Annotated in this window: 13 protein-coding genes; 7 read left to right on the forward strand and 6 right to left on the reverse strand. The window is 65.2% G+C overall.

Going from position 1 to position 12,773, the window contains the following annotated elements:
- The first annotated feature begins 63 nt into the window (after nt 1–63).
- The 4 genes from ACMG4O_RS01050 (at nt 64) to ACMG4O_RS01065 (ending at nt 2,955) form a co-directional block, all read left to right on the forward strand.
- Nucleotides 64–1,071, forward strand: coding sequence for an isocitrate dehydrogenase (locus ACMG4O_RS01050; RefSeq protein WP_335629612.1), 1,008 nt, complete (start codon nt 64–66; stop codon nt 1,069–1,071).
- Nucleotides 1,072–1,183: 112 nt separating this feature from the next.
- Entirely contained in the window at nt 1,184–1,453 is a 270-nt protein-coding gene (locus ACMG4O_RS01055) for a DUF883 family protein (RefSeq protein WP_142949832.1), read from the forward strand.
- A 3-nt stretch (nt 1,454–1,456) separates the two neighbouring features.
- Nucleotides 1,457–1,933: a hypothetical protein gene (locus ACMG4O_RS01060; RefSeq protein ID WP_414434219.1), complete on the forward strand. Its 477-nt coding sequence runs from the start codon at nt 1,457–1,459 to the stop codon at nt 1,931–1,933.
- A gap of 80 nt (nt 1,934–2,013) precedes the next feature.
- A complete protein-coding gene (locus tag ACMG4O_RS01065; protein WP_142949830.1) occupies nt 2,014–2,955 on the forward strand; it encodes a cation diffusion facilitator family transporter in 942 nt (313 codons plus the stop codon).
- A 9-nt stretch (nt 2,956–2,964) separates the two neighbouring features.
- On the opposite strand, the gene ACMG4O_RS01070 is transcribed toward ACMG4O_RS01065, so the two are convergent.
- The gene (locus tag ACMG4O_RS01070; RefSeq protein WP_414434220.1) at nt 2,965–3,954 is read right to left on the reverse strand and encodes an aldo/keto reductase; all 990 of its coding nucleotides are present in this window, start codon (nt 3,952–3,954) and stop codon (nt 2,965–2,967) included.
- Between the two features lie 112 nt (nt 3,955–4,066).
- Here ACMG4O_RS01070 and ACMG4O_RS01075 point away from each other — a divergent pair, with 112 nt between their 5' ends.
- From ACMG4O_RS01075 to ACMG4O_RS01085, 3 genes are all read left to right on the forward strand, one after another.
- Nucleotides 4,067–4,972, forward strand: a complete 906-nt coding sequence (locus tag ACMG4O_RS01075; RefSeq protein WP_142949828.1) for a LysR family transcriptional regulator — start codon at nt 4,067–4,069, stop codon at nt 4,970–4,972.
- An 89-nt stretch (nt 4,973–5,061) separates the two neighbouring features.
- Nucleotides 5,062–5,796 (forward strand): glutathione S-transferase family protein, encoded by a 735-nt coding sequence (locus ACMG4O_RS01080; RefSeq protein WP_142949827.1) that lies wholly within the window; start codon nt 5,062–5,064, stop codon nt 5,794–5,796.
- Nucleotides 5,797–5,905: 109 nt separating this feature from the next.
- Nucleotides 5,906–6,241: a hypothetical protein gene (locus tag ACMG4O_RS01085; RefSeq protein WP_414434221.1), complete on the forward strand. Its 336-nt coding sequence runs from the start codon at nt 5,906–5,908 to the stop codon at nt 6,239–6,241.
- Between the two features lie 7 nt (nt 6,242–6,248).
- On the opposite strand, the gene ACMG4O_RS01090 is transcribed toward ACMG4O_RS01085, so the two are convergent.
- From ACMG4O_RS01090 to ACMG4O_RS01110, 5 genes are all read right to left on the reverse strand, one after another.
- A complete protein-coding gene (locus tag ACMG4O_RS01090; protein ID WP_414434222.1) occupies nt 6,249–7,124 on the reverse strand; it encodes a CHAD domain-containing protein in 876 nt (291 codons plus the stop codon).
- A 146-nt stretch (nt 7,125–7,270) separates the two neighbouring features.
- Nucleotides 7,271–8,764, reverse strand: a complete 1,494-nt coding sequence (locus ACMG4O_RS01095) for a flavin-containing monooxygenase (protein WP_414434223.1) — start codon at nt 8,762–8,764, stop codon at nt 7,271–7,273.
- 181 nt (nt 8,765–8,945) lie between these two features.
- A complete protein-coding gene (locus ACMG4O_RS01100) occupies nt 8,946–10,667 on the reverse strand; it encodes a flavin-containing monooxygenase (RefSeq protein WP_414434224.1) in 1,722 nt (573 codons plus the stop codon).
- Nucleotides 10,668–10,930: 263 nt separating this feature from the next.
- The gene (locus tag ACMG4O_RS01105; protein WP_142949822.1) at nt 10,931–11,860 is read right to left on the reverse strand and encodes a ferritin-like domain-containing protein; all 930 of its coding nucleotides are present in this window, start codon (nt 11,858–11,860) and stop codon (nt 10,931–10,933) included.
- Between the two features lie 29 nt (nt 11,861–11,889).
- The gene (locus tag ACMG4O_RS01110) at nt 11,890–12,735 is read right to left on the reverse strand and encodes an SDR family NAD(P)-dependent oxidoreductase (protein ID WP_414434225.1); all 846 of its coding nucleotides are present in this window, start codon (nt 12,733–12,735) and stop codon (nt 11,890–11,892) included.
- Nucleotides 12,736–12,773 lie beyond the last annotated feature (38 nt).

Genomic DNA, 12,773 nt, shown 5'->3' on the forward strand with positions numbered 1-12,773 from the left:
GCTTGCGGCGCCCCCGCACGCTTGCTTGAATAGCGTCCCGAAAACCGGCAATCAGGAGTTCCCATGGCGGCAACACGCGTTACAGTCATCCCCGGCGACGGCATCGGCCCGGACATCATGAGCGCCACCATCCGTGTCCTCGACGCGCTCGATTGCGGCCTCACCTATGACTACGCGATCGCCGGGCAAACCGCCCTGGACAAAGGCGAGGACCTGGTGCCCCAGGAAACCCTGGACCTGATTGAAAAGAACCCGGTGGCGCTGAAAGGCCCGATCACCACACCGGTGGGCAAGGGCTTCAGCTCGGTGAACGTGACCCTGCGCAAGCACTTCGACCTGTTCGCCAATCTGCGCCCGGCGCTGTCCATTCCCGGCGTGCGCTCGCGCTACGACAACGTGGACATCGTCACCATCCGCGAAAACATCGAAGGGATTTACTCCGGCGAAGGCCAGACCGTCAGCGACGACGGCGAGCGCGCCGAGCTGCGCAGCGTGATCACCCGCAAGGAATCCAAGCGGTTGATGCGCTTCGCCTATGAAGCGGCCCGCCGGCTCAACCGCCGCAAGGTGACGGTGGTGCACAAGGCCAACATCATGAAGTCCACCTCCGGCCTGTTCCTGGACGTGGCGCGCTCCATCGCCAAGGAGTACGAGGACATCGAGCACGAGGAGATGATCGTCGACAACTGCGCCATGCAGCTGGTGATGAACCCGCACCGCTTCGACGTGATCGTCACCACCAACCTGTTCGGCGACATTCTCTCCGACCTGTGCGCCGGCCTCACCGGCGGCCTGGGCCTGGCGCCCGGCGCCAACGTGGGCGAGCACAAGGGCATCTTCGAAGCGGTGCACGGCAGCGCGCCGGACATCGCCGGGCAGAACATCGCCAACCCCACCGCCCTGATGCTGGGCGCGGCGATGATGCTGGAATACCTGGAACGCAACGAAGACGCCGAAAGGATGCGCAAAGCGATCCGCTTCGTGGTGGGCGAAGGCAAGGTCACCACGCCGGACCTGGGCGGCAAGGCCTCCACCTCCGAATTCACCGACGAGGTGATCCGTAACCTCTGAGCTTTTATCCGGCGCTTTATCAATCTTTTGCATGTGTCCGTAGGCAGAGGCTCTGTTCATCCTCTATGCTCGAATTCCACTTACGGATTCTTCATCGCAACAGGAGGTTGTAATGAGTCAATCGCCGGAAACCGAAGCACTCAAGAAGGACATGGACCAGCTGCGCCGCGATCTGGGCGCGCTTACCGAAGCGTTTAAACGCAACTCCCAGCAACGCGCCCAGGCCGGCGTGGAACACGCCCGCGATCAGTTCGACCAAGTGCGCCGTCAGGCCGAAGGCCAGGCCGAGCAAGTGGGTTCGCACATCAAGGAGCGCCCCTTCACCAGCGTGCTCAGCGCGTTCGGCGTGGGCCTGCTGATCGGCAAACTGATCAGCCGCTGATCGATGAATATACGCGGCCCCCTGTCCAGCCTGTTCAGCCTTAACGCGCTGGTCTGGCTGGCCATGCTCACCGGCTTCGCGGCCCTGCTTTGCCTGGCGGCCGCCGCCTGGTTCGCCATGGCGCCGTCCCTGGGCGCGCCCCTGGCGTCCCTGTTCACCGGCCTCGGCCTGCTGGTCATGGCGGTGCTGCTCGTGGTGGTGGTGCAACGTACCACCCACAAATCCGGATCCAGCGGCAAGGACAGCCGCGAGCTCTCGCGCCAGGACGAGCGCATTGAGGACAATCTCCGGCCCCTGGTGGGCGACCGCGCCGCGCAATGGACCCGGGAGCACACCGGCACGGTGGTGGTCGGTGCGCTGGCCGCCGGCATCCTGCTGGCCGCCAGCCCCAACGCCCGCCGTCTGGTTACCCGGGCGGCGGGCCCGGTGCTGACCCGCAAGGCCATGGACGCCTACAAGGATTTCTCCGACCAGGGTTGAAACCCTCGGTAACCATGGTGCCGTTCCGCGCGCCGGGATTTGCGCTAGACTGCGCTTTTTAACGGCAACCGGAGCGGGCCATGAAAAGCGAGCGCGGCGCACTGATTCTTTCCGTGGTGATGTCCCTGGTCGTGGGCGCCGCCGCGGTCACCGCCGCGTCCCTGACCCAGTCCAAGGCCATCCTTCTGGATGGCCTGTTCAATCTCATCTACTTTCTGGTCGCCCTGGTGACGGTGCGCATCAGCGTGCTGGCGGCCCAGCCCGACGACCGCAAATTCCCATTCGGCTACGGCTACTTCGAATCCCTGGTGAACGCCGGCAAGGGCCTGCTGATTCTCGGCGTGGCGCTGTTCGCGCTGGTCGACGCGGTGCTGGCGCTGCTCGCCGGCGGCCGGGAAATCGTCGCCGGCCCGGCCATCGGCTACGCCGTGTTCGCCACCCTGGCCTGCTCGCTGACCGCCTGGGCGCTGCACCGCAGCCGCCGGCACGTGGACAGCCCACTGATGCGCGCCGATTTCGAGAACTGGCTGGTGAATGCGCTGATCTCCTCCGGCGTGCTGCTCACCTTCTGCATGATCCCGGTGGCGCGCTTCTTCGATCGCGACGACATCGTGCCCTACGTGGATTCGGTGCTGGTGATCGCGGTGGTGCTGTTCTGCCTGAGCGTGCCCATCCGCATGGCCAAGGGCGCGATCATGGAGCTGCTCAACCGGGCACCGCCCCGCGAGCTGCGCCGCCCGGTGCTGGCCGCCATCGACGCGGCGCTGGCCGACCTGCCCGTGCGCCAGTGTCAGGTGCGCATGGTGCGCCCGGGCCGCCAGCTGTATGTGATGATCCATGTGGTGCTGCCGGCGGATTTTCCGCTCACCGGGCTGCCGCAGCTGGACACCCTGCGCGAGCGCCTGACCAGCGCGGTGTCGGCGGTCTACCCGCACCAGGTCACCGACACCCTGTTCACCGCCGACGCGAAGTGGGCCGAGCCCTGCGAGGCCATGCCGGTGGTGTCCACGCCCCGGCGCTAGCCGCCGCGTTCAACGCCCCAGCGTGGCCATGCCCGCTTCGCCGTAGCGTTCACCGGCGGCGGCGTCCATCGGGAAGATGCGCGCCAGGGCCTGTTGATCCTCCTCGCTGAGGGTGAGGCCCAGGGCGCCCAGGTTTTCCTGCAGATAGCGCCGCCGCTTGGTGCCGAAGATCGGCACGATGTCCTCCCCCTGGGCCAGCACCCACGCCAGCGCCAGCTGTGAGGGAAGCACCTGTTTGGCCTCGGCAAGCGCCGTCACCTGGTCCACCAGGTCCAGGTTGCGCTGAAAATTAGCGCCCTGGAAACGGGGGTTGTGCCGGCGAAAATCGTCGCTGTCGAAATCCTCGGGAGAACGGAGCGCACCGCTGAGAAAACCTCGCCCCAAAGGGCTGTAGGCAACGAAGCCGACGCCCAGCTCCCGACAGAGAGGAAGCATTGAGGCCTCCGCGTCCCGGGTCCAGAGCGAATATTCCATCTGCAGCGCGGTGATCGGATGGACCTGGTGGGCGCGCCGCAGGGTGTCCGGGGCCGCTTCGCTGAGCCCCAGGTAGCGCACCTTTCCTTCCTCCACCAGCCTCGCCATGGCGCCCATGGTGTCCTCGATGGGCACCTCCGGATCAATGCGGTGCTGGTAATAAAGGTCGATATGATCCACGCCCAGGCGCTTGAGGCTGCCCTCCACGGATCGCCGCACATAATCAGGGCTGCCGTCGACGCCACGGGAATGCGGGTTATCGCTGTCGCGGACCACGCCGAACTTGGTGGCCAGGAAAACCCGGTCACGGCGTCCGGCGATCGCTTTACCCACCAATTCCTCATTGGTGTACGGACCATACATGTCGGCGGTATCGATCAGGGTGACCCCCTGATCCAGCGCCGCGTGCAGGGTGGCGATGGACTCCCGGTCGTCGCGGCCACCGTAGAAATCACTCATGCCCATGCAGCCCAGCCCCAGGGCGGAGACTTGCGGGCCGTCCCGGCCCAAACGTCGTTCTTGCATTGCCGATACTCCTGTCGATGACGGGTCCCCAGTCTGTTCCATTCAGGAATGGCGGATAAACCGCCTCACATGGTTAACTCTATTCAGATATCTGAACAATCGAGACCGCATCATGGACCGCTTCAAAGCCATGCAGGTGTTCACCCGGGTGGTGGAAGCCGGCAGTTTTACCCGCGCGGCGGAGACCCTGGAAATGCCCCGCGCCACCGTGACCACGGCGATACAACAGCTGGAAGCCCATCTGGGCGTGCGTCTTCTGAACCGCACCACCCGGCGGGTGGCGGTCACCGTGGACGGCGGCGCCTACTACGAGCGCTGCCTGCATCTGCTGGAAGCCCTGGCCGACACCGAGGCGATGCTCACCCAGGGCCAGCGGCCGTCCGGACGTCTGCGGGTCAACCTGCCCGGCCGACCGGCGCGCCTGCTGATCATTCCCGCCCTGCCCGCCTTCTGCGACCGGTACCCGGAGCTCAATCTGGAGATCGGCGTCAGCGACCGCCCCGTGGACCTGATTCAGGAGGGCCTGGATTGCGCCCTGCGGGTAGGGCCGTTGCCGGATTCCGGCCTGGTGGCGCGCCGGGTCGGCGAGCTGCAGGAGATCAGCTGCGCCGCGCCCGGCTACCTGCGGCGTTTCGGTACGCCGACCGTGCCCGCCGACCTGGCCGGCCACCAGGCGGTCCACTACCACGCCGGTCGCACCGGCCGGTCCCTACCCTGGGAATACCTCGAGCACGGCGTGGTGCGCGAGATCACCCTGCCCGCCCGCATCACCACGGATAACACCGAGGCGTACATGGCGGCAGCGCTGGCCGGGCTCGGTTTGGTCCAGGCGCCGCTGCACGGCCTGGCGGATCACCTGCGCCGGGGCGAGCTGGTGGAAGTGCTCCCCGACTACCGGCCGGCCCCGTCACTGATGTCCGTGGTCTATCCCCATAACCGGCACCTGTCCGGGAAGGTGAAAGTGTTCGTCGACTGGCTGGTTGAGTTGCTGCGCGATCAGCCCGGCATCACACCGTAAAACCGCAATGAGAATAGATTTGTCAGCGCCCGCGCTTTGAACTACCGTTCCAGCAACGAGCCCATCCGGGCCGCGCTGGGAGGAAAACCATGCGCTATGAACTCTTCTACTGGCCCGGCATTCAAGGACGCGGCGAGTTCGTCCGACTCGCCCTGGAAGATGCCGGCGCGCCCTATCTCGATGTGGGGCTGGGCGACGCCCGCGACGGTCTCGGCCTGCCCGCCATCGACAGCTACCTCAACGGTGACGCCACCCCGCGCCCGCCGTTCGCGCCGCCCTTTCTGAAAGCCGGCAATCTGGTGATTTCCCATGTGGCGAATATTCTCCAGTTCCTCGGCCCGCCCCTGGCCCTGGTGCCCGACAACGAGCCGGCGCGCTACTGGATCCACGGCCTGCAACTGACCGTGAGTGACTGGGTGGCGGAGATCCACGACATTCATCACCCGATCGGGCCGTCGCTGTATTACCACCAACAGGAAGCGGAAGCGCGCCGCCGGGCGGTTGCCTTCCACCAACAGCGGCTGCCACGCTTTCTCGATTATTTCGAGCGGGTTCTGGAACTGAACCCGGCCGGGCCGGAGTATCTGGCCGGTGGCGAGCACTGCTACGCGGACCTGTCGCTGTTTCAGGTTATTCGCGGTCTGCAGTACGCGTTTCCGAGAACCATGAACACGCACAGGGCGCGCATTCCCAGAACGCTGACGCTGGTTGAACGGGTCGCGGCACGGCCGGGCATCCAGGCGTATCTGCAGTCGGATCGACGCCAGCCGTTCAACGAGAGCGGCATCTTCCGCCACTACCCGGAGTTGGATACCGTCGCCTGAACCGGCGCTCTTTACAGGAGTTTGCGTTTGCAGCGCGCCCCTGTGTTGTCGAAGCCGGCGACGCGGCGCACTCTGTCCAGTGAAGCGTCACACACATGGAGCGTACTGAATGAGAGCCATTGAATGGGATTCGCCCGGCGACCAGAGCGTCGCCGAGTACTACGCCAAGGACCCGAACATCGACGCCACGCCCCACAAGGGCAGCGTGCTGTCGGCCCGTTTCCAGGGCCTGGTGGCGCGGGTGCGGGTGGACGCCTACACCGACGGCACCAGCTACGGCGACGTGGTGGCGTTGATCGATCCGGAAACCGGCAAGCGGCTCACCGCGCACCAGGGTATCGCGGTGGGCGACACGGTCGCCCTGCCGGATGCGAAACGGGCCTTCGAGCCCAACCTGGAACCGGAAGAGGACGAGGACGAGGACGGCGACGAAGAGCGGGACTGAAACCCGCTCAAGCGGCGCCGGCCGCGCCGGCCAGGGCTTTGCGGAACGCCTTGGGCTTGAGGCTGTAGCAGCGGCGGGTGCGCTTGCGGCACTCCGCCACCCGGTCCGCCTCCAGGCGGGCGATCAGCTGGCGCACGATCACGAAGGGTTCTTTATCCTCGCTGTCTTTTTTGCGCTTGCGCAGATGCTCGTCAAGCACATGCAGATCGTGCAGCTCGCCGAGCAACTTGCCCAGCTTGCGGAACTCCTTCAGTGAAAGGGCGGAGTCGTCCAGGCTGCTTTCCAGCGGTTCCAGCTGATAGAGCTGATACTTAACCCGCTTGCGGAACCGGTGCCAAAGCTCCGGCTGGTTCTCCACCACCGCTTCCAGCCCCTGCTGCCGGCCGTCGGCATAGAGCCGGCCGAAGCCTTTCTTGATCAGCTCCGCATTATCCGCTTCGATGTTCAGGTTGCGCCACAGGTAGAGGTCGGCGCGGAACACGCCTTCCAGACCTTCCGGCATCGCCGGCGACGCCAGTTCCTGCTCGGCCGCCAGGGCCTGGGCGCGCACCGCGTCGATGGCCTCGCTTTCGTAGTCGCGGGCGCCTTTGCGCAAACTCTCCAGGGTTTCGCCCATCACCTGCGTATCGCGGGCGCCGGCCAGGGCCCGTGCCGCCATGCGCAGGGCTTTGTCCTGCCGGCGCGCGGTCTTCTTGTCGACCACACCGGCCATCACCCGCCAGATCGCCCGCAGCCGCTTCACGGCCACGCGCACCTGGTGCACCTGCTCCGGGGTCAGGCTGGTCTGACCTTCAAGCACGGAAAGTACGGTTTCGTCCTGATCGCAGGCGGCGCCGGCGAGGCGTCCCGGCAAATCCGAAGCGGATGTCGCGGCTTTGCTCATGGAGGGCTCCGATGTTGGCGGTTCTAATGGGGAGCCCGATTATGAATTTTTCCGGCGACAATTACCGTGACAACTAAATGACAGCGCCCGCGAACGAAAACGCCCGCCGAAAGGCGGGCGTTGAACGAGGGCGGGCCGCGTCGGTGTCAGCCGCGTGACACGCCCAGGCGACGGCGTTTACCGCCCTCCGCCTTGACGAACTCCAGGGCGTCATCGTTGAGCCGGCCATAGCGCAGGCGCGGCAGATCGTAGAGGTAGTTGCTGAGTACCTTCCAGGGGGCCTTGTCGCCCTGGCGCGGCAGCCGGTGGGCGGCGCGCTGCACATAGCCGGACTGCAGGTCCAGGAAGGTCTTGTCGGTGTCGCTGCCGTCGTGGTCCTTCGGGGTGACCTGCTGCAGCCCCTTGCGGGACATATAGTTGAGCAGCCGGCACACGTACTCGGCGGCGATGTCCGCTTTCAGCGTCCAGGAGGCGTTGGTGTAACCGAACACCATGGCCATGTTGGGCACGTCGCGCAGCATCACGCCTTTGTACACCAGCACGTCGCGGGGCTCGCGGGTCTCGCCGTCCACCGACAGCTCGGCGCCGCCCAGCAGCTGCAGGTCCAGGCCGGTGGCGGTGATGATGATGTCCGCGTCCAGCTCTTCGCCGGACTTCAGGCGAATGCCGTTTTCGGTGAAGGTATCGATGTGGTCGGTGACGATGGACGCTTCACCACGGCGCAGCACCTTGAACAGGTCGCCGTTGGGCACCGCGCACAGGCGCTCGTCCCAGGGGTTGTAGCTGGGCCGGAAGTGCTTCATGTCGATGTCGTCGCCGAGCTGACGGCGGGCGGCGGCCAGCAGGGCCCGGCGCACCAGGCCCGGGCGCTGCTTGGACAGCCGGTAGACCAGACGCTGCAGGCCGATGTTACGGGCCCGCGCCATGCGGTAGACCACCATTTCCGGCAGGAAGCGGCGCAGCTTCACCGACAGTTCGTCGCGCTCCGGCACGGTGGCGATGTAGGTCGGCGAGCGCTGCAGCATGGTGACGTGCTCGGCGTCCTTGGCCATGGCCGGCACCAGGGTCACCGCGGTGGCGCCACTGCCGATCACCACCACTTTCTTGCCGCTGTAATCCAGATCCTCCGGCCACTGCTGGGGGTGCACCAGGCGCCCTTTGAACTGATCGGCGCCGGGGAAGTCCGGCGTGTAGCCGGCGTCATAGTTGTAGTAACCGGTGCAGCAGAGCAGAAACTGGCAGGTGAAGACTTCGCTTTCACCACTGCCTTCGTTTTCCACGCGCACGGTCCATTGACCGTCGCGGGTGGAGAAGTCCGCGTCGACCATGCGGCGCTCGAAATAGATCTTGTCGTCGATGTTGTATTCGGCGGCGGTGTCGGCGATGTATTCGCGGATCGACGGGCCGTCGGCGAGCACCTTGGGTTCGGTCCAGGGGCGGAAGTTATAGCCCAGGGTGTACATGTCGGAATCCGAACGGATACCGGGATAACGGAACAGGTCCCAGGTGCCGCCGATGCGCTTGCGGCGCTCGATCAGGGCGAAGCTGCGGTCCGGGGACTGACGGCTCAGGTGACACGCCGCGCCCACCCCGGACAAACCGGCGCCGATAATCAGCACGTCGAAATGGTTATTGGACATTACTACCTCCAGCGCCGGTCCGCCGGCAGCGCGCTTCGCGCGGCTGCCGGGCGGCCAGGCTTACATTGCTCAATGGCATCTTTTCCTGGGGGGCAATAATGCCTTCGCCCGCCCGTCACCGAAAGTGCAGAGTGGGCCGTTCCGTCGTCGCTACGGCCAATCCGCTGGCGCGATCCTCCCTTCAGGCAGGCACCAGCTGATAGTCCCGCTCCTCGAACTGCGCCATCTGCCTTTGGTACTGGGTGGCGAAGCCCGGAAACATGGTGGCGTTGAAGCCGTCCTCGGTGAGGTACCAGCTCTTGCAGCCGGAGTTCCAGTTGGTTTTGGCGAGGCGCTTTTGCAGGCGCTGGTTATGGCGCTGCTGAACGTCTTCCTTCACATCCAGCATTTTCAGATTGCCGTCGAGGATGCGCAGAATGCCCTTCACCGCATAGTCGAGCTGGGACTCCATATACACCAGCGCCGAGTTATGGCCCGGGCCGGAGTTAGGGCCGAAGGTGAGGAACAGATTCGGGTAGCCGGCCACGTTAATGCTCTTGTAGGCCTGGGCGCCGCCCTGCCATTCCTCGTCCAGCCGGCGGCCGTCCAGACCCTTGACCGGAAAAGGCGTGCCGCTCTTGCTGACGTCGAAGCCGGTGGCGAACACGATGCAATCCAGCTGGTGCTCGACGCCGTCCGAGGTGCGGATGCCGTTCGGCGCCAGCCGCGCGATCGGCCAGGTAATCAGTTCGGCGTTGTCTTTCTGCAGGGCCGGGTAATAGTCGTTGGAGACCAGCACCCGTTTGCAGCCGATGCGGAAGTCCGGGGTCAGCTGCCGGCGCATCCAGTCGTCTTCCACCTGGTTATGCAGGTGCGCCAGACTGAGACGCTCGGCCACGCGGGTCAGCGGCGAGTTCCAGATCACTGCCATGGCCATGGTTTCGTGGGTCCAGAACAGCGCCTGGCGCACCGCCTTTTGGCTGGCGGGTACTTTCTTGAACAACTTCTTGTGCCAGTCCGGCGTTTTGAAATCCGGACGCGGCACCACCCAGCCCGGTGTGCGCTGGAACACTTTCAACTTGCCCACGGTTTTTACCAGCTCCGGAACAATTTGAATGCCGCTGGCGCCGGTGCCGATCACCGCCACGCGCTTGCCGGTGAAGTCGTAGTCGTGGTCCCAGCGCGCGCTGTGAATCTTCTTGCCTTTGAATTCGTCCAGGCCTTCGATGTTCGGAAAGCTGGCGTTGGACAACGGCCCCTGGGCCATCACCGCGGTGCGACCGCGCACCACCTCGCCTTTTTCCAGCGTGGCTTCCCACAGACCGGCTTTTTCCTGGAACGACAAATCGGTGACGTTGCAGTTGAAGCGAATGTGTTTTTCCAGATCGAATTCGTCCACCAGATAGTGGATGTAATCGAGAATCTCGTTGCTGCCGGAAAAGCTGCGCGACCACTCCGGGTTGGGCGCGAACGAATAGGAGTACAGATTGGACGGAATGTCGCAGGCGGCGCCCGGGTAGGTGTTGTCCCGCCAGGTGCCGCCGACGCGGTCGCCCCGTTCCAGAATCACGAAATCATTGACCCCCGCCTGCTTCAGCCGGATCGCCATGCCCAGCCCGGCAAAGCCGGCGCCCACGATCACCACCGAGGCCGGCTTCGCCTGGCGCTTGGCGGCGGCTTTTTGGGGCGCCGCTTTCTTCGCGGTGGCCTTTTTAGCCGGGGCTTTTCTGGCGGCGGCTTTCTTGGCCGTCGCCTTTTTAGCTGTCGCCTTCTTCGCGGTGGCCTTCTTCGCCGCCGCTTTCTTGCGCGGCGCTTTGGCGGCGGCATTCTTAGCGGCGCCGTTGTTAGCCGCGTTGTCTTGCGCCTTCACTTCAGGCTGGTCCGCCACACGGCTTTCGTTGCTGTTGGGGGTGTCGTCATTCATAGGAATTCACTGGCTGAAAGATCGGATTGAAAGGGTCATCGCTTGGCAAGCGGATGTAGGAGCAGGCTTTGTGGGAGCGGGCCCTGTGGGAGCGGGCCCTGCCCGCGAAAGGGTGGCTTTAGCCACCCGGCAGGATCCCAGAGACGCTGTTTGGTGTGCCCTCCCAGGCCTCTCTGGAATCCAGCCGGCCGGCGTTGCCGGCCTTTCGCTTGCAAGCAAGCTCGCACAATCTTGCTGGCGTAGTACCGGGAAATTCCGGGCCGTTACGCTGTGGGTTTGTAGGTAATGCCCTTCACCCAGGTCGGCACGCGGGACGGCATCACCCATTCCGGCACGCGGTCGGTGAGCTTGACCATGGCGTCCACCGGCGCGTGGTACATGCGGTTGCGGCGGTTCACCACCATCCGGCCGTGGCGGCTGATGATCTGGTACCAGGGGTTGTTGCGCCCTTCCTGGGTGCGGCCGCCGATGCGCTCGAACTTTCTCATCGCCGCGTAGAGGCGCTCTTCGCCGAGGCCCATCTCGATGATGTTGTCGCGCATGCGGTTGAGCAGCGGCACATAGGAGGCGACGCCGAGAATCAAACGCGGGTCGGCGATGGTGCCCAACGCTTTCAGGGTCTTCAGGTAGAGCGGACCGTGGCCCTGCATTTCCAGCACGTGGAAGCCCACGCCCAGGTGGCGGGATTCGTCGTCGTTGATCTTGGCGAACGCCTGGTGGCACACCGGGTCGTCCACGGTTTCCAGCAGGAAGGTGCAGAGCGCGCCGTCCAGGGCGATCTCCAGCATCGGAATCACCGAGCCCAGCACTTCCAGGGGCATGTCGTCGCTGTAGCGGTCCAGCCACTGGATCACCAGCTTCAGGTTCTTGTTGGGCTCGGGAATGTTGTCGCCGTCGAGCATGCCCCAGCGCTTCATCAGCGCCATTTCCGCATTGGCGTGGCGCTGCTCCTCGGCGTGGAAGTAGGTGTAGATTTCCTTGAGCGTGTCGTTGGGCGCTTTCTTGGCCATGGCCGCGAACCCGCGCGCGCCGACGTGCTCGATCCACATCAGATCGGCCATGAAGGCTTTCAGCTTGGGCCACTGCTCGGCGGTGATCCTGTCGGCGCCGGGAGCGTCCCAGTCGATGTCCGCCAGGGCCCACTGGCTGGCTTTGACTTTGGCGAGCATTTTTTCGAGATCGATGGAAGCCATGCGTGTCTCCTTCCGGTACGGAACGGGGTTCAGGGTTTGGCCAGCGTGAAGCGGCTCAGCAGGCCGGCTCCGCGCGCGTAGGTGGCGGGCAGATAGCGTTTGGCGCGCCAGATCAGGCGGGCGTCCACCTGCGGCAGCACATAAAGACGGCCCTTATCCAGGGCTTTCAGGGTGGTCGCGGCGACGCCCTCGGCGGACACGCCGGTGAGCGACACCCATTTGTTCATCAGCGGCGTCACCGAATCGTCGATGCGGCCGTCGCGGAAAATATTGGTCTTCACCACCGTGGGGCACAGCGCGGTGACGGTGATGCCGGCGCCGGCGGTTTCCGCCGCCAGCGTTTCGGACAGCGCCAGCACCGCCGCCTTGCTGGCGTTGTAGGGGCCCATGCTGGGCGCGGCGGCGAAGCTGGCGGTGGAGCACACATTGATGATGCCGCCGCCACCGCCGGCGCGCAGGCGCGGGGTGAACACGTGGCAGCCGTGCACCACGCCCCACATATTAACGCCCATCACCCAGTGCCAGTCGTCCATGGAGATCTCGCCCACCGGCTTGCCGCCGGCGCCGACGCCGGCGTTATTGATCACCAGGGTGGGCTCTTCGCCGAACCATTCCCGGGCCTGGTCCGCCAGGGCTTCCACCTGTTCCAGCACGGACACGTCGCAGGGCACCGCCAGGGCGTGGCCGCCCTGCTCCCGGATCGCCTCGGCGGTGGCCGTGGCGGTGGCCGGGTTAAGGTCGCTGCACACCACCCGGCCGCCGCGGCGCGCCAGCTCCAGCGCGAACGCCCGGCCGATGCCGCTGCCGGCGCCGGTAACCACGGCGCGGCTGCCTTTGGAGAGCTTGTTACTGGTAAACACTTTGCTGCTGAGCATCAGGGCGAACCTCGCCGAATTGACCGTGACATTGATTA

Source organism: Alloalcanivorax venustensis, assembly GCF_047495515.1.
GTDB classification, from domain to species: domain Bacteria; phylum Pseudomonadota; class Gammaproteobacteria; order Pseudomonadales; family Alcanivoracaceae; genus Alloalcanivorax; species Alloalcanivorax venustensis.

Excerpts from the sequence above, each read along its gene's own strand:
- ACMG4O_RS01070 (WP_414434220.1), bottom strand. The coding sequence starts at position 3,954 with ATGCAAGAACGACGTTTGGGCCGGGACGGCCCGCAAGTCTCCGCCCTG.
- ACMG4O_RS01105 (WP_142949822.1), bottom strand. The coding sequence starts at position 11,860 with ATGGCTTCCATCGATCTCGAAAAAATGCTCGCCAAAGTCAAAGCCAGC.
- ACMG4O_RS01095 (WP_414434223.1), bottom strand. The coding sequence starts at position 8,764 with ATGTCCAATAACCATTTCGACGTGCTGATTATCGGCGCCGGTTTGTCC.
- ACMG4O_RS01080 (WP_142949827.1), top strand. The coding sequence starts at position 5,062 with ATGCGCTATGAACTCTTCTACTGGCCCGGCATTCAAGGACGCGGCGAG.
- ACMG4O_RS01065 (WP_142949830.1), top strand. The coding sequence starts at position 2,014 with ATGAAAAGCGAGCGCGGCGCACTGATTCTTTCCGTGGTGATGTCCCTG.
- ACMG4O_RS01060 (WP_414434219.1), top strand. The coding sequence starts at position 1,457 with ATGAATATACGCGGCCCCCTGTCCAGCCTGTTCAGCCTTAACGCGCTG.
- ACMG4O_RS01050 (WP_335629612.1), top strand. The coding sequence starts at position 64 with ATGGCGGCAACACGCGTTACAGTCATCCCCGGCGACGGCATCGGCCCG.
- ACMG4O_RS01110 (WP_414434225.1), bottom strand. The coding sequence starts at position 12,735 with ATGCTCAGCAGCAAAGTGTTTACCAGTAACAAGCTCTCCAAAGGCAGC.
- ACMG4O_RS01085 (WP_414434221.1), top strand. The coding sequence starts at position 5,906 with ATGAGAGCCATTGAATGGGATTCGCCCGGCGACCAGAGCGTCGCCGAG.
- ACMG4O_RS01055 (WP_142949832.1), top strand. The coding sequence starts at position 1,184 with ATGAGTCAATCGCCGGAAACCGAAGCACTCAAGAAGGACATGGACCAG.
- ACMG4O_RS01090 (WP_414434222.1), bottom strand. The coding sequence starts at position 7,124 with ATGAGCAAAGCCGCGACATCCGCTTCGGATTTGCCGGGACGCCTCGCC.
- ACMG4O_RS01075 (WP_142949828.1), top strand. The coding sequence starts at position 4,067 with ATGGACCGCTTCAAAGCCATGCAGGTGTTCACCCGGGTGGTGGAAGCC.
- ACMG4O_RS01100 (WP_414434224.1), bottom strand. The coding sequence starts at position 10,667 with ATGAATGACGACACCCCCAACAGCAACGAAAGCCGTGTGGCGGACCAG.